Here is a 16,068-nt window from a genome sequence, read left to right as displayed (position 1 = left end):
CCGCACTGCCATCATGGCGTGCGGTTTTTTCTTTAGGCCTGATGCAAAGTCGTCATTTGAAAAAAAGGAGAGTGCTGTGTCGCGTAGACGCGTCGTAGTCACCGGTATGGGTATGTTGTCGCCACTGGGCACGGATGTGCCGAGCAGCTGGCAGGGCATTCTGGCTGGCCGCAGTGGCATTGGTCTGATCGAACACACCGACCTTTCTGCCTATTCCACCCGTTTTGGCGGCTCGGTAAAGGACTTCAAAGTCGAGGAATACCTGTCGGTCAAGGAAGCCCGCAAGCTCGACCTGTTCATTCAGTACGGTCTGGCCGCAGGTTTTCAGGCAGTGCGCAATGCCGGTCTGGAAGTGACCGATGCCAACCGTGAGCGCATCGGCGTGGCCATGGGTTCGGGTATCGGTGGGCTGACCAACATCGAAGAAACCAGCCGCACCTTGCATGAGACCGGTCCGCGACGGATTTCTCCGTTCTTCGTGCCTGGCTCGATCATCAATATGATTTCCGGTTTCCTGTCCATCCACCTGGGGGCACAGGGGCCTAACTATGCCATCGCCACGGCGTGTACCACCGGTACGCACTGCATTGGCATGGCTGCTCGCAACATCATGTACGACGAAGCTGACGTGATGATCGCCGGCGGCGCCGAAATGGCCGCCTGCGGCCTGGGCATGGGCGGTTTCGGTGCTTCCCGCGCCCTGTCGACCCGCAACGACGAGCCAACCCGCGCCAGCCGTCCATGGGACAAGGGCCGTGATGGCTTCGTATTGTCCAATGGCGCCGGTGCGCTGGTGCTCGAAGAGCTGGAACACGCCAAGGCCCGTGGCGCGACCATCTATGCCGAGCTGATCGGTTTCGGCACCAGTGGCGATGCCTACCACATGACTTCGCCGCCAGCTGATGGCGCGGGGGCTGCACGCTGCATCACCAATGCGCTGCGAGACGCCAAGATCAATGGCGATCAAGTGCAGTACATCAATGCCCACGGCACCTCGACGCCGGCTGGCGACCTCGCTGAAGTCAATGCGATCAAGTCGGTGTTTGGCGAGCACGCCTACAACCTGGCCGTCAGTTCGACCAAGTCGATGACCGGGCACTTGCTGGGCGCGGCGGGCGCGGTCGAAGCCATCTTCAGCGTGCTGGCGATCAACAGCCAGGTGGCGCCACCGACCATCAACCTCGATGAGCCGGACGAAGGTTGCGACCTCGACTTCGTGCCGCACACCGCGCGCAACATGGATATCGATGTGGTCGTGTCCAACTCCTTCGGTTTTGGCGGCACCAACGGCTCGCTGGTGTTCCGCCGGTTCGCAGGCTGATGGACAGCTGGGTCGACGGTCAGCCGGCTGACGCATTGTCGCTGAAGGATCGCGGCCTGGCCTACGGCGACGGTCTGTTCGAGACCATCGCCGTGCATGATGGCTTTCCGGTGCTACTGGACCGTCATCTGGTGCGCCTCGCCAGGGGCTGCCGACGGTTGGCAATCAATCTGGACCAGGCTGTCGTGGTCGCGGAATTGTTGACCTATGCCGAGCAACTGAACGAAGGCGTGCTCAAGCTGATCGTTACCCGCGGCGACGGCCAGCGTGGCTACGCTTTCGATCCTTCGGCCCAGGCCCGTCGTATCCTGTCGGGTAATCCTCCTGCGGTTTACCCGGATGCCCATGCAGAGCAGGGCATTCGCCTGTTCCCGTGCACCACCCGACTGTCCTTCCAGCCCTTGCTCGCAGGTCTCAAGCACCTGAACCGTCTCGAGCAGGTGTTGGCGCGCGCCGAATGGCAGGACACCGATCATGCCGAAGGCTTGATGCTCGATCAGGCCGGTCGCGTGATCGAGGGCGTGTTCAGCAACCTGTTCCTGGTGCATGACGGCGTGTTGATCACCGCGGATTTGACCTACTGCGGTGTAGAAGGTGTGATGCGTGCCGAGTTGTTGTCCCAGGCCGAATCCTTGGGCATACCCCTGCAAATCACCGATATCACGCTCGAGCAGCTGCAGGGCGCTGACGAAGTGTTTGTCTGCAATAGCGTGTATGGCGTTTGGCCGGTGCGCGCCTATGCCGCACTGAGCTGGCCGGTTGGGCCGCTCACCCGTAAACTCCAAACCATTGCCCGCGCGCTACTGGATGCTTGATACGTGAGACGTAAATTCTTGCTGCTGCTGGAAACCGGACTGGTTCTGGCGGGGCTGATGTTAGGTGCTTCTGCCTGGAAAATTCATTCGGCACTGGTGCAACCGCTGAATATCACGCAGGAAGAACTGCTGGAGGTGCCAAAGGGCACCACTCCGAACCGCACCTTCCTGCGGATGGAAGCCGACGGCGTCATCAAGGACGCTTTCTGGCTGCGCGTCTATTGGCGCTTCAACTTACCCAAACAGCCATTGCACAGCGGTGAGTACCGCATGACGCCCGGCATGACCGTCGAAGGTCTGATCGACCTGTGGAAGCGCGGGGAAATGGTGCAATACAGCCTGACCCTGGTCGAAGGCTGGAATTTCCACCAGGTCCGCGCGGCCTTGGCCAAGGAAGAAAAGCTCGAGCAAACCCTGAGCGGCCTGAGTGACAGCCAGGTCATGGACAAGCTCGGCCATAGCGGGATTTTCCCCGAGGGGCGATTCTTTCCCGATACCTACCGCTTCGTGCGCGGCATGACCGACACCGAATTGCTGAAAACCGCTTACCAGCGCCTCGACGAAGTGCTGGCCAAGGAGTGGAACCAGCGTGCGGCCGACCTGCCTTACTCCGGGCCCTATCAAGCGCTGATCATGGCCTCGCTGGTGGAGAAGGAAACCGGCGTGCCACAGGAGCGTGGGCAGATTGCCGGCGTGTTCGTGCGTCGCATGGAAATCGGCATGCTGTTGCAAACGGACCCGACGGTGATCTATGGCCTGGGTGACCGTTACAATGGCAAGTTGACTCGCGCCCATCTCAAGGAAGCGAACCCTTACAACACCTATATGATTTCCGGTTTGCCGCCGACCCCGATTGCCATGGTCGGCCGCGAAGCCATCCACGCGGCGCTCAATCCGGTGGAGGGCACCAGCCTCTACTTCGTGGCGCGCGGTGACGGCAGCCATGTGTTCTCCGATGATCTGGACGCGCACAACAATGCCGTGCGAGAGTTCCAGCTCAAGCGCCGCGCCGATTACCGCTCCAGCCCGGCGCCAGTGAGCACGCCCGAGACGCCGGATACCCAGGCGACGCCGACCGAGGCACTGCCAACGGAGGTGCCGCAATCCGAGGTTGCGCCAACCGAAACGACGCAACCGCAGGCTCCCGAGGCCCAGCCCCCCGTCCCGGCGGCTTCGCCCGATACCGCGCCCGAGGCTGCACCTGCAGAGCCAGCGCAAGAGTCCGTGCCTGAGCCTGCTGCCACACCGGAGCCGCAACCGAACTCAACAACGCCGCAAAGCCCGCAATGAATCTGACTAAGGACTGCCTGTGACTGGCTTGTTTATTACGCTGGAAGGCCCGGAAGGCGCCGGCAAGAGCACCAATCGCGAATACCTGGCCGAGCGCCTGCGCGCAGCCGGTATCGAGGTGCTGCTGACCCGCGAACCTGGCGGCACGCCGCTGGCTGAACGCATCCGGGACGTGCTGTTGGCGCCGGTCGATGAAGCCATGAACCCGGACACCGAGTTGTTGCTGGTGTTCGCCGCGCGCGCCCAGCACCTGGCCGAAGTCATTCGCCCGGCGCTGGCCCGTGGTGCCGTGGTGTTGTGTGATCGTTTCACCGATTCGACCTACGCCTACCAGGGCGGCGGCCGCGGTTTGTCACTGGAGCGCATTGCAACGCTGGAAGCTTTTGTCCAGGGTGACCTGCGCCCCGACCTGACGTTGATTTTCGACCTGCCGGTGGAAGTCGGCCTGGCGCGCGCCAGTGCCCGTGGGCGCCTGGATCGCTTTGAGCTGGAAGGCCGGACCTTTTTCGATGCCGTGCGCAGTGCTTTCCTCCAGCGAGCGGCAGCGCAGCCTGCGCGTTACGTGTTGATCGACGCCGCGCAGCCTTTGGCGCAGGTTCAGCAATCCCTGGATACACTGCTGCCACGTCTGCTGGAGTTGAGCCGTGGCTGAAGCCTATCCATGGCAGGACAGTCTCTGGCAGCAACTGGCGGGTCGTGCGCAACACGCCCATGCCTATTTGCTGCATGGGCCGGCCGGGATCGGCAAGCGGGCCCTGGCCGAGCGCCTGATGGCCAGCCTGCTGTGCCAGCGTCCGACCGCCCAGGGCGCGTGTGGCGAATGCAAGTCGTGCCTGTTGCTCAAGGCCGGCAGTCATCCCGATAACTACATCCTGGAGCCGGAAGAAGCCGACAAGGCCATCAAGGTCGACCAGGTGCGCGACCTGGTCAGTTTCGTGGTGCAGACCGCGCAACTGGGTGGACGCAAAGTGGTGCTGATCGAGCCGGTCGAGTCGATGAACATCAACGCCGCCAACGCCTTGCTCAAAAGCCTCGAAGAGCCGTCTGGCGACACCGTGTTGCTGTTGGTGAGCCACCAGCCCAGCCGCCTGTTGCCGACCATCAAGAGTCGCTGTGTGCAGCAGGCCTGTCCGCTGCCGGGCGAGGCCATGAGCCTGGACTGGCTGGCCAGGGCCTTGCCGGACTGTTCGCAGGAAGAACGCATCGAGTTGCTGACCCTGGCCGCCGGTTCGCCGTTGGCCGCCGTCAACCTGAACGCCCAGGGCGTGCGCGAGCAGCGCGCGCAAGTGGTCGAAGGGGTGAAGAAGTTGCTCAAGCAGCAACAATCGCCGACACAACTGGCCGAGGGCTGGAATGCGATTCCGTTGTTGCTGCTGTTCGACTGGTTCTGTGATTGGTCGAGCCTGATCCTGCGCTACCAATTAACCCAGGATGAACAAGGGCTGGGGCTGGCGGACATGCGCAAGGTGATCCAGTACCTGGCGCAAAAAACCGCCCAGGACAAAGTCCTGAATATCCAGGACTGGATTCTCGCCCAGCGCCAGAAGGTGTTGAGCAAAGCCAACCTCAACCGGGTGTTGTTGCTGGAGGCGCTGCTGGTGCAATGGGCGACGCTGCCTGCCCAGAGGTGACCGTCGGCGCCTGGATTCCGGGCATCAAGCGTCATTGACGGCGATAATACTGTACGCAGTCGAATCGAAACCCACCCGGCCGGAGCTCTGAAATCCGGCCGTCCCACTCATACGATGTAAGTTGCAGCCCTTTTATGCTCGTAGATTCCCATTGTCACCTTGATCGCCTCGACCTCGCCGCCCATGACGGCTCGCTGGATGCCGCCCTCGATGCGGCCCGGCAGCGTGGGGTAGGGCACTTCCTGTGTATCGGCGTCAGTGCTGATAACGCGGCCGACGTCAAAGCCCTGGCCGAGCGCTATGACGATGTCGATTGTTCGGTCGGCGTGCATCCGCTGGATGTGCAGCCCGGTGCGGCGCCTGCGCTGGACTGGCTGTTGCAAGAGCTCAATCATCCGCGCGTGGTGGCGATCGGCGAAACCGGCCTGGATTATCACTACGAGCCGGAAGCGGCCGAGTTGCAGCAGCAATCTTTCCGTTTGCACCTGCAAGCGGCCCAGCAGACCGGCAAGCCGGTGATCATCCACACCCGGGGCGCGCGCGCCGATACCTTGAACCTGCTGCGTGAGGCCGCTCTGCCCCAGGCGGGCGTGCTGCACTGCTTCACCGAAGACTGGGACATGGCGAAAGCCGCGCTGGACATGGGTTACTACATTTCCCTGTCCGGGATTGTCACATTCCGCAACGCCGACGCGTTGCGCGACGTGGCGAGCAAAGTGCCGGCCGACCGTTTGTTGGTGGAAACCGACTCGCCATACCTCGCGCCGATCCCCTACCGTGGCAAGCCGAACCTGCCGCAGTACGTACGGGAAGTAGCGGAATTTCTGGCAATGTTGCGTGGTGAGCCTTACGAGCGATTTGCCGAGCAGACCACGGCGAATTTCAAGCGCCTGTTCCCGCTGACGCATGTAAAAGGTTAAATCGCAGGCAAAAAAAACCCGGGTTCTGGGGGGTGAATCCGGGTTAAGACCATTAGGAGTAAAACAATGGCACGCGGTCCGTTGGTACCAATATCGGCGTGACACTTGGGGGAGATGCCCCGCCGACAGTTCAAGTATTGATCAGGATTTCGTACCGTCCAGTTTGTAGATCGCGGTTTTTAAACATATTTGGAATACAGGCGCTTCAGAAGAGTTCTCATCAACGGACGATGTGGTGAGAAATCATCAAGAAACACAGATATGGTCGGATGATCCGTGCATTTTTGCGCAATTTAGGCATAATACGCGGCTTCGAATTTTGACCCCTACAGACCTTTTCTTATGCATAAAGAACCTCGTAAGGTCCGTGAGTTTCGTCGCCGCGAGCAAGAAATTCTCGATACCGCGCTCAAGCTGTTCCTCGACCAGGGTGAAGACAGTGTCACCGTCGAGATGATTGCTGATGCTGTCGGTATCGGCAAAGGCACGATCTACAAGCACTTCAAGTCCAAGGCCGAGATCTACCTGCGCCTGATGCTCGACTATGAGCGCGATTTGAACGAGCTGTTGCATTCGGCCGATGTCGACAAGGACAAGGAAGCCCTGTCCCGCGCCTATTTCGAATTCCGCATGCGCGATCCACAGCGGTACCGGTTGTTTGACCGCCTGGAAGAAAAGGTCGTCAAGGGCAACCAGGTGCCGGAGATGGTCGAGGAGCTGCACAAGATCCGCGCCTCGAACTTCGAACGCCTGACCTTGCTCATCAAGGGCCGGATCAGCGAAGGCAAGCTCGAAGATGTGCCGCCTTACTTCCATTACTGCGCTTCCTGGGCGCTGGTGCACGGTGCCGTGGCGCTGTATCACTCGCCGTTCTGGAGCAATGTGCTGGAAGACCAGGAAGGCTTCTTCCAGTTCCTGATGGACATCGGCGTGCGCATGGGCAACAAGCGCAAGCGCGACAGCGATACCCCGAGCAGCTGAGCCATTCAGCCGCCTTATTGCCCGTGATTTCGCTATATGGCGCAGTACCGCAGGAATATACTCAGGCAGAGGGCTTGCTAAAACTTGATTTGTGAGTCAAGTTTTAACGGCCCGAATATTCTTGCGCCGGAGTGATCATGATCGTTGACCGACAAGGCAGGCGTTTTCGCAATTTGCGAGTCAGCCTGACCTCAGCCTGCAATTACGCGTGTACCTATTGCGTGCCTAACGGCAAGCGGCTGGTGGCTGCGCAGGATGAACTGTCGGCCGAAGCCATGGCGCGCGGGGTGGCCTACCTGATCGAAGCGGCGGGTATCGAGCGCTTGCGCATCACCGGTGGCGAACCGCTGGTCAGCCCGAAACTCGAAGCCTTCATGGCCGCCGTCGGCCAGATGGGGCTGCAGGACATCAGCCTGACCACCAATGGCCAGCTGTTGGCGAAGAAGCTGCCGATCCTGGTCGATGCCGGCATTCGGCGCATCAACGTTTCCCTCGATACCCTCGACGCCAGTGCATTCCGCGGCATTGCCCGTGGCGGTGATCTGGCGACCGTGCTGGGCGGCATGGACCAGGCCCGGGCGGCGGGCATGAAGGTCAAGGTCAACATGGTGCCACTGCGCGGCCAGAACCTCGATCAGGTGATGCCGCTGCTCGATTACTGCCTGGAGCGCGGCTATGAGCTGCGCTTCATCGAGTTGATGCGCATGGGCCACCTGGCCAGCGACTCCAATGCCTTCCTGCAGCAGTTTGTCAGCCTGCAACAGCTGCTGAGCCTGATCGGCGAGCGCTATGAATATCTCCAGGCCGATGCGCCTGTCGATGCGACCGCCGTGCGTTATGAAATTCCGGGGTTGGGGCATTTCGGCGTGATCGCCAACGAAAGCGTGCCGTTCTGCCGCACCTGCTCGCGGTTGCGCCTGTCGTCCACTGGCTGGCTGCATGGCTGCCTGTCGTCAAGCAATCGCCACTATGTCGGCGACCTGCTCGATAAGCCGCGTCATCAGGCGTTGCCTGCCTTGCAGCGGTTGCTGGTCAAGGCGTTGGGCGATAAGCAGGAAGTGGCGTTTTCCGGTGGTGCGACGGTCATGAAGATTATCGGCGGCTGATCGGGCCTCATCGCGAGCAGGCTCGCTCCCACAGGTATTGCGGAGCTGGCGCAAAAGCTGCATCCCACGGCCATTCGCCGGTTTTCCGTCACCGGCCCCTGGAGGATAGGATGCGTAGCCTGGTTTTGCTGCTGGCCATTTTGGCGCTCGGTGGCTGCATGAATGTCAGCGACATGGCCGAAGGGACTCGCTACCACATGAGCGACGCCGGCCTGCTGGACCACAGCGACAGCCGCCGGGTGAACAACCTGCGCATTCAGCCGGACTCCTTCGTCTACATTGCCCAGGGTGCCTTTATGCCGCCGGGCAGTGTCGTTTACCCCCGCCCCAATGTGATCGCCGAAGTCGCCTTTGACGGCTTTGTCGAATATTTCCCGATGGTCCGCCGCGCCCGCACTCCGCAAGGCCTTGACCAGGCCATGGGCGAAGCCCGTGCCGTCGGTGCCCATTACCTGCTCTATACCCGTTTCGCCAAGTCCGATGACCGCATCGGCAACTCGGATGAATGGTTGGATCAGGAAGCGGTGGATCGCCTCGGCATCGACACCGGCGTGATTCAAATCATGTTGATCGAGACCAGCACCCAGTATTTGATTGATACTGCGCGTATCAAGAGTCGTGGCGGTCTGCTGACATTCCACGACGAAAAACCAGAAGACCTGATGGGCCCGCCGTTGCAACAGTACGCGCGCAGCCTGCTGGGGCTCAGCGACCAGTAATTTCAAGGAGAACGCCATGAGTGGCCCGCAAAAAGCCAACGACCTGCTGGGGCAAATCCCCAAGACCCAAGGCTTGCCACCGGTCCACTTGTGGAACCCCGATTTCTGCGGCGACATCGACATGCGCATCGCCCGCGACGGCACCTGGTATTACCTGGGCACGCCGATCGGACGCAAGCCGATGGTCAAGCTGTTCTCTACCATCATCCGCCGCGACGGTGATGACTACTTCCTCATCACGCCGGTCGAGAAGGTCGGGATCAAGGTCGATGACGCGCCTTTCGTGGCGATTGCGGTGGACGTGGAAGGCGAGGGCGAGTCGCAGGTTCTGCGCTTTACTACCAATGTCGATGAGACAGCTGAAGCCGGCACCGAGCATCCGATTCGTGTGGTCATCGATCCCGACACACAAGAGCCGGCGCCTTACGTGCATGTGCGCACCAATCTCGAAGCGCTGATCCATCGCAATGTGTTCTATCAGTTGGTGGAGTTGGCCGTTACCCGCGAGATCGATGGGCAGCGCTGGTTGGGTGTGTGGAGTGGTGGTGAGTTCTTCCGCATCGGTCTCGAACCCTGACACATCCCCCTGTGGGAGCGAGCAGGCTCGCTCCCACAGGGGTTTGCTGATTCCAAAAATCAAGTTGACAGCCAATCATATGATGATTAGCGTGGACACCCATCGCAAACGGCTTTGAGGTGTCCATGTCCAGCAGTTTTCACGCGTCGACGGTCGACTGGCTGGGCTGCTGGATCGCTGCCGGGCACGTCAAGCCGGGTGAGGCGCTCAAGGTCGAGGCCGACCTCGGCGAACAACTGGGTGTCAGCCGCACTGTCATTCGCGAAGCCATCAAGACCCTGGTCGCCAAGGGCATGCTCGAAGTCGGGCCGAAAGTCGGTACACGGGTATTGCCGGTGCGGCGCTGGAACCTCTTCGATCCGCAAGTCGTAGGCTGGCTGTCGCGCAGCGGCTTGCCGGAAAACTTCGTCGATGACTTGCTCGACTTGCGCCGCACCATCGAACCGATGGCCGTGCGCTGGGCCTGCGAACGGGCAACCGCCCAACAGCTCGATGCCATTTCATTGGCCTACAACGCGTTGGCGCGGGCGGTGGACAGCGGTGTCGATTACAACCGCGCCGACCAGCTCTTCCACGAGTGCATCCTCGCTGCCAGCCATAACCAATTCATCGAGCAAATGGTTCCGGCCCTGGGCGCACTGTTGGCCGTGTGTTTCGAGGTATCCGCCGCCGACCCCGACGAACTGCGCCGCACCTTGCCCATTCACAAAGACATGGCCGACGCCATCGCCGCCCGGGATACCGCGCGGGGCGTGTGGGCCTGCATGAACCTGATCGATAACGCCGACCTGGCGATCAAGCGTTACTACCCGCAGGTCATGGCCGACAAAAAAGCCAGCTGAGCCCCACATATAAAAAAAGAATAATGCAGGAGGTTTCATGGAGTGGACTGCGGTTACCGAGCATCGGGCGCAACTGGGCGAAGGCCCGTTCTGGGATGCGCCGACCCAGGCGCTGTACTGGGTGGACATTGCCGGCAAACAGGCGCTGCGGTTGAGCGGCGCCAACGTGCAGATCTGGCAGATGCCGGAGCACGTGTCGGCGTTCATCCCCTGTGCGAGCGGCGATGCGCTGGTGACCCTGAGCAGCGGCGTGTATCGGCTTGACCTTGATTCTCCGGGATTGGACCCGCGACTGACCCTGTTCTGCGTCGCCGATCCGCAGCCCGGCAACCGTGCCAATGAAGCCCGCTGCGATGCCCAGGGCAGGCTGTGGCTCGGTACCATGCAAAACAACATCGGCGAGCAGGGTGAAGACCTGCCCATCGAGCGGCGTTCCGGTGGGCTGTTCCGGGTTGATCTCGATGCACGGGTAACGCCGCTGCTGCGTGGCCTGGGCATTCCCAACACGTTGTTGTGGAGCGATGACGCCACCACCGTTTATTTCGGCGACAGCCTCGACGGCACGTTGTACCGGCACTTCATTCGTACCGACGGCCATCTCGAACCGCCACAGCCCTGGTTCGGCCCCCACCCACTCGGCGGCCCGGACGGCTCGGCAATGGACGCCGAGGGTTTCATCTGGAATGCCCGATGGGACGGCAGTTGCCTGCTCAGGCTGAGCCCGCAAGGCAAGGTCGATCGAGTGATCGAACTGCCCGTCAGCCGTCCGACCAGTTGCGTATTCGGCGACGCCGACCTGAAAACCCTGTACATCACCAGCGCCGAGAGCCCCCTTGGACATCCGCTGGATGGGGCCGTGTTGTCGATTCGCGTCGACGTTGCAGGAAAGGTCTGTAGTCGATTTTCCGGATAAGTCCCATAATATGGGACTACAAATTATATATTGAGATTATTGGCCGGTCAGGTTTATAGTCGGCTCCATCAGTTACACGCACTCACACTTAAAAAAACAAAACAGGTGAAGTGATGCAGCGATATTCCCCCGCACTCCCTCGTGGAGTCCTCGTTTCAGAGCATCTCGATGCTGAAACGTTTTCGCGCCTGCCTGTTTCTTCTTCAACGCCTTTTGACCGGACATCCACAGATGTCCGGTTTTCGTCGTGCTTTCGAACAGGAGTCCTGATCCATGGCTGAACCTCTTTCGTTACCACCGGTGCCCGAACCCCCCAAGGGCGAGCGCCTGAAAAACAAAGTCGTGTTGTTGACCGGTGCCGCCCAAGGCATCGGCGAGGCGATAGTGGCGACCTTCGCGTCCCAGCAAGCCAAGCTGGTCATCAGCGATATCCAGGCCGAAAAAGTCGAAAATGTCGCGGCGCAGTGGCGGGGCAAAGGGGCCGACGTGGTGGCGATCAAGGCCGACGTTGCGCAGCCGCAGGACCTGCAAGCGATGGCCCGGTTGGCGGTCGAGCGTCACGGGCGGATCGACGTGCTGGTCAACTGTGCCGGGGTCAACGTGTTCCGTGATCCGCTGGAAATGACCGAGGAAGACTGGCGCCGCTGCTTCGCCATCGACCTGGATGGCGCCTGGTACGGCTGCAAGGCGGTATTGCCGCAGATGATCGAGCAGGGCATCGGCAGCATCATCAACATTGCCTCGACCCATTCCACCCACATCATTCCAGGCTGCTTCCCTTACCCTGTGGCCAAGCACGGCCTGCTCGGCCTGACCCGCGCCCTGGGTATCGAATACGCACCCAAGGGCATTCGCGTCAACGCCATCGCGCCGGGCTATATCGAAACCCAATTGAACGTCGACTACTGGAACGGCTTTGCCGACCCCCATGCCGAACGCCAGCGCGCTTTCGACCTGCACCCGCCGCGCCGCATCGGCCAGCCGATCGAGGTGGCCATGACCGCGGTGTTCCTGGCCAGTGATGAAGCGCCGTTCATCAACGCGTCGTGCATCACCATCGATGGCGGGCGCTCAGTGATGTACCACGACTAACTCATTGGATTTCAGGTGCAAAACTGCGCCTGAAATCCAATCATCATACGATATGACTATTGGCACTACGCTCAACAAAAACAACAAGGAGTCAGCTTATGAATCGTCGTCATGCCATCCGTTCCCTGTGCTGCGCCGCCGTGGCGGTCAGCGCGTTCAGCCTCAGCAGCACGCTGCTGGCGGCCGAGGAAGTGAAAATCGGTTTTCTGGTCAAGCAAGCGGAAGAACCCTGGTTCCAGACCGAATGGGCCTTCGCTGAAAAGGCTGGCAAGGAAAAAGGCTTTACCCTGATCAAGATCGCCGTGCCTGACGGCGAAAAAACCCTGTCGGCCATCGACAGCCTGGCGGCGAACGGGGCCAAGGGTTTCGTGATCTGTCCGCCGGACGTGTCCCTGGGCCCTGCGATCATGGCCAAGGCCAAGCTCAACGGTTTGAAAGTGATCGCTGTCGATGACCGCTTCGTCGATGCCAACGGCAAGTTCATGGAAGACGTTCCGTACCTGGGCATGGCCGCTTTCGAAGTCGGCCAGAAGCAAGGCGGCGCCATGGCCACTGAAGCGAAAAAACGCGGTTGGGAGTGGAAGGACACCTACGCGGTGATCAACACCTACAACGAACTCGACACCGGTAAGAAACGCACCGACGGCTCGGTCAAGGCGCTGGAAGATGCCGGCATGCCCAAGGATCACATCCTGTTCGCGGCCCTGAAAACCCTCGACGTACCGGGCAGCATGGACGCCACCAACTCGGCGTTGGTGAAGCTGCCGAGCGCGGCAAAGAACCTGATCATCGGCGGCATGAACGACAACACCGTGCTGGGCGGCGTACGTGCCACTGAAGCCGCCGGTTTTACCGCGGCGAACGTGATCGGTATCGGCATCAATGGTACCGACGCCATTGGCGAGCTGAAGAAACCCAACAGCGGCTTCTACGGGTCGATGCTGCCAAGCCCGCACATCGAGGGCTACAACACCGCCAGCATGATGTACGAGTGGGTCACCAGCGGCAAAGAACCGGCGAAATACACCGCCATGGACGACGTGACACTGATCACGCGCGACAACTTCAAGCAGGAACTGGAAAAGATCGGCCTGTGGAACTGAGGCCGGTTGATTTCATCGGCGGCCCCGGCAGCGGGGTTGCCTGCTCTGTGAAATGAGGTGGCTATGCACGCGCAAACCCAAGTACAGCAACACTCCGCCGGCGGCAGCTTGCGCTTCAACGGGATCGGCAAGACCTTTCCCGGCGTGAAGGCGCTGGACAACATCAACTTCGTCGCCCATCCGGGGCAGGTTCATGCCTTGATGGGCGAGAACGGCGCCGGCAAGTCGACCTTGCTGAAAATCCTCGGCGGCGCCTACACCCCGAGCAGCGGCGACCTGCAGATCGGCGGCCAGACGATGGCCTTCAAATCCACGGCCGACAGCATCGGCAGCGGCGTTGCAGTTATCCATCAAGAACTGCACCTGGTGCCGGAAATGACGGTCGCGGAGAATCTTTTTCTCGGCCACCTGCCGGCCAGTTTCGGCCTGATCAATCGCGGCACTTTGCGCCAGCAAGCCCTGGCCTGTCTCAGGGGCCTGGCCGACGAAATCGACCCGCAGGAGAAAGTCGGGCGCCTGTCCCTCGGTCAGCGGCAGCTGGTGGAGATTGCCAAGGCCTTGTCCCGTGGCGCGCATGTCATCGCCTTCGACGAGCCCACCAGCAGCCTGTCGGCGCGGGAGATCGATCGCTTGATGGCGATCATCGGTCGGCTGCGCGACGAAGGCAAAGTCGTGCTCTACGTCTCCCATCGCATGGAGGAAGTGTTCCGCATCTGCAATGCGGTGACGGTGTTCAAGGACGGCCGTTACGTGCGCACCTTCGAAGACATGAGCGAGTTGACCCACGATCAATTGGTCACCTGCATGGTCGGTCGCGACATCCAGGACATCTACGATTACCGCCCGCGCCCGCGCGGCGCGGTGGCATTGAGGGTCGACCGCCTGCTCGGGCCTGGCCTGCGCGAGCCGGTGAGTTTCGACGCGCACAAGGGCGAGATTCTCGGCTTGTTCGGCCTGGTCGGCGCAGGGCGCACGGAATTGTTTCGCCTGCTCAGTGGCCTGGAGCGCAACAGCGCCGGACGCCTTGAACTGCGCGGCCATGAACTGAAATTGCGCTCGCCCCGGGATGCGATTGCCGCCGGGATCCTGCTGTGTCCCGAGGACCGCAAGAAGGAGGGCATCCTGCCGCTGGCGAGCGTCGCCGAGAATATCAATATCAGCGCCCGAGGTGCGCACTCGACCTTCGGTTGCCTATTGCGTGGCCTGTGGGAGAAAGGCAACGCTGACAAGCAGATCAAGGCGCTCAAGGTGAAAACACCACACGCCGGGCAACAGATCAAGTTCCTGTCCGGCGGCAACCAGCAGAAGGCCATTCTCGGCCGCTGGCTGTCGATGCCGATGAAAGTCCTGCTGCTCGACGAGCCCACCCGTGGCATCGACATCGGCGCCAAGGCCGAGATCTACCAGATCATCCATAACCTGGCCGCCAGCGGCATTGCGGTGATCGTGGTGTCCAGCGACCTGATGGAAGTGATGGGTATTTCCGACCGCATCCTGGTGTTGTGCGAAGGCGCGCTGCGCGGCGAACTGAGCCGCGAACAGGCCAATGAATCCAACCTGCTGCAACTGGCTTTGCCGCGCCAACGCGCTGACGGCGTGGCGAACTGAGAGGTGACTATGATGACAACCCAAAACGAAACCCTGCCGAGTGCACGCAAACCCCTGGACCTGCGGCGCTTTCTCGACGACTGGGTGATGCTGCTGGCGGCCGTCGGTATCTTCGTGCTGTGCACCTTGCTGATCGACAACTTCCTCTCGCCGTTGAATATGCGCGGCCTGGGCCTGGCGATTTCCACCACCGGGATCGCCGCGTGCACCATGTTGTACTGCCTGGCGTCCGGGCATTTCGACTTGTCGGTGGGGTCGGTGATCGCCTGCGCCGGGGTGGTTGCCGCCGTGGTGATGCGCGACACCGACAGCGTCTTCCTTGGTGTCAGCGCGGCGCTGGCGATGGGGCTGATCGTCGGGTTGATCAACGGTATCGTGATTGCCAAGCTACGGGTCAATGCGCTGATCACCACGCTGGCGACCATGCAGATCGTGCGCGGCCTGGCCTACATCTTCGCCAACGGCAAGGCGGTGGGGGTGTCCCAGGAGTCGTTCTTCGTGTTCGGTAACGGCCAGTTATTCGGCGTGCCGGTGCCGATCCTGATTACCATTGTCTGCTTCCTGTTCTTCGGCTGGCTGCTCAACTACACCACCTACGGGCGCAACACCATGGCCATCGGTGGCAACCAGGAAGCGGCACTGCTGGCGGGGGTCAACGTTGACCGCACCAAGATCATCATCTTCGCCGTGCACGGCCTGATCGGCGCGCTGGCCGGGGTGATCCTGGCATCGCGCATGACCTCGGGCCAGCCGATGATCGGCCAGGGTTTCGAGCTGACGGTGATCTCGGCCTGCGTGCTCGGCGGCGTGTCGCTCAGTGGCGGGATCGGCATGATCCGGCATGTGATTGCCGGGGTGTTGATCCTGGCGATCATCGAGAACGCGATGAACCTGAAGAACATCGATACGTTCTACCAGTATGTGATTCGGGGTTCGATCCTGTTGCTGGCGGTCGTCATCGACCGCCTCAAACAACGCTGACGCCCCAAAACCTGTGGGAGCGGGCTTGCCCGCGATGGCGGCTTATCTGACACATAGATGTTGGATGTGCCGACCCCTTCGCGGGCAAGCCCGCTCCCACAGGTTATGTAGGTACCCTCCCTCCTTCTGTCACCTCCCGTAAATATTTCTTGCCCGCCTCAGGCTGTTT

Annotated in this window: 16 protein-coding genes; all 16 read left to right on the top strand. The window is 61.0% G+C overall.

Going from position 1 to position 16,068, the window contains the following annotated elements; all coding sequences use genetic code 11:
• Nucleotides 1–76: 76 nt before the first annotated feature.
• The 16 genes from fabF (at nucleotide 77) to araH (ending at nucleotide 15,899) form a co-directional block, all read left to right on the top strand.
• Entirely contained in the window at nucleotides 77–1,321 is a 1,245-nt protein-coding gene (gene fabF, locus OH720_RS24785) for a beta-ketoacyl-ACP synthase II (RefSeq protein ID WP_272603274.1), read from the top strand.
• A complete protein-coding gene (gene pabC, locus OH720_RS24780) occupies nucleotides 1,321–2,136 on the top strand; it encodes an aminodeoxychorismate lyase (protein ID WP_272603273.1) in 816 nt (271 codons plus the stop codon). Before fabF ends, pabC begins: the two co-directional genes overlap by 1 nt.
• Nucleotides 2,137–2,139: 3 nt before the next feature.
• Entirely contained in the window at nucleotides 2,140–3,426 is a 1,287-nt protein-coding gene (gene mltG, locus OH720_RS24775) for an endolytic transglycosylase MltG (RefSeq protein WP_272603272.1), read from the top strand.
• A gap of 19 nt (nucleotides 3,427–3,445) precedes the next feature.
• The gene (gene tmk / locus OH720_RS24770; protein ID WP_272603271.1) at nucleotides 3,446–4,078 is read left to right on the top strand and encodes a dTMP kinase; all 633 of its coding nucleotides are present in this window, start codon (nucleotides 3,446–3,448) and stop codon (nucleotides 4,076–4,078) included.
• Nucleotides 4,071–5,057 carry a DNA polymerase III subunit delta' gene (locus OH720_RS24765; RefSeq protein ID WP_272603270.1) on the top strand — a complete coding sequence of 329 codons (987 nt, stop codon included), beginning with the start codon at nucleotides 4,071–4,073 and terminating at the stop codon, nucleotides 5,055–5,057. The genes tmk and OH720_RS24765 overlap by 8 nt, the downstream gene beginning before the upstream one ends.
• A 134-nt stretch (nucleotides 5,058–5,191) precedes the next feature.
• Nucleotides 5,192–5,977, top strand: coding sequence for a TatD family hydrolase (locus OH720_RS24755; protein WP_272603269.1), 786 nt, complete (start codon nucleotides 5,192–5,194; stop codon nucleotides 5,975–5,977).
• Nucleotides 5,978–6,319: 342 nt separating this feature from the next.
• Complete coding sequence (locus OH720_RS24750) at nucleotides 6,320–6,958, top strand: TetR/AcrR family transcriptional regulator (RefSeq protein ID WP_007945721.1); 639 nt, start codon at nucleotides 6,320–6,322, stop codon at nucleotides 6,956–6,958.
• A gap of 137 nt (nucleotides 6,959–7,095) precedes the next feature.
• Nucleotides 7,096–8,064 (top strand): GTP 3',8-cyclase MoaA, encoded by a 969-nt coding sequence (locus tag OH720_RS24745; protein ID WP_272603268.1) that lies wholly within the window; start codon nucleotides 7,096–7,098, stop codon nucleotides 8,062–8,064.
• Nucleotides 8,065–8,174: 110 nt separating this feature from the next.
• Entirely contained in the window at nucleotides 8,175–8,783 is a 609-nt protein-coding gene (locus tag OH720_RS24740) for a DUF4823 domain-containing protein (RefSeq protein ID WP_272603267.1), read from the top strand.
• 16 nt (nucleotides 8,784–8,799) lie between these two features.
• Nucleotides 8,800–9,360 carry a DUF1285 domain-containing protein gene (locus tag OH720_RS24735; RefSeq protein WP_272603266.1) on the top strand — a complete coding sequence of 187 codons (561 nt, stop codon included), beginning with the start codon at nucleotides 8,800–8,802 and terminating at the stop codon, nucleotides 9,358–9,360.
• Nucleotides 9,361–9,485: 125 nt separating this feature from the next.
• Nucleotides 9,486–10,202 carry a FadR/GntR family transcriptional regulator gene (locus tag OH720_RS24730; protein WP_272603265.1) on the top strand — a complete coding sequence of 239 codons (717 nt, stop codon included), beginning with the start codon at nucleotides 9,486–9,488 and terminating at the stop codon, nucleotides 10,200–10,202.
• Nucleotides 10,203–10,239: 37 nt separating this feature from the next.
• Nucleotides 10,240–11,115 carry an SMP-30/gluconolactonase/LRE family protein gene (locus OH720_RS24725; protein WP_272603264.1) on the top strand — a complete coding sequence of 292 codons (876 nt, stop codon included), beginning with the start codon at nucleotides 10,240–10,242 and terminating at the stop codon, nucleotides 11,113–11,115.
• 273 nt (nucleotides 11,116–11,388) lie between these two features.
• A complete protein-coding gene (locus tag OH720_RS24720) occupies nucleotides 11,389–12,207 on the top strand; it encodes an SDR family oxidoreductase (protein ID WP_272603263.1) in 819 nt (272 codons plus the stop codon).
• A gap of 98 nt (nucleotides 12,208–12,305) precedes the next feature.
• Nucleotides 12,306–13,310, top strand: coding sequence for a substrate-binding domain-containing protein (locus OH720_RS24715; RefSeq protein ID WP_272603262.1), 1,005 nt, complete (start codon nucleotides 12,306–12,308; stop codon nucleotides 13,308–13,310).
• Nucleotides 13,311–13,373: 63 nt separating this feature from the next.
• Nucleotides 13,374–14,918: an L-arabinose ABC transporter ATP-binding protein AraG gene (gene araG, locus OH720_RS24710; RefSeq protein WP_272603261.1), complete on the top strand. Its 1,545-nt coding sequence runs from the start codon at nucleotides 13,374–13,376 to the stop codon at nucleotides 14,916–14,918.
• Between the two features lie 12 nt (nucleotides 14,919–14,930).
• Nucleotides 14,931–15,899 carry an L-arabinose ABC transporter permease AraH gene (gene araH, locus OH720_RS24705; protein ID WP_272606517.1) on the top strand — a complete coding sequence of 323 codons (969 nt, stop codon included), beginning with the start codon at nucleotides 14,931–14,933 and terminating at the stop codon, nucleotides 15,897–15,899.
• Nucleotides 15,900–16,068 lie beyond the last annotated feature (169 nt).

The organism is Pseudomonas sp. WJP1 (genome assembly GCF_028471945.1).
GTDB lineage: Bacteria > Pseudomonadota > Gammaproteobacteria > Pseudomonadales > Pseudomonadaceae > Aquipseudomonas.
The sequence above is the reverse complement of the archived record's forward strand: the minus strand, read 5'-3'. Positions and strand labels throughout refer to the sequence as shown.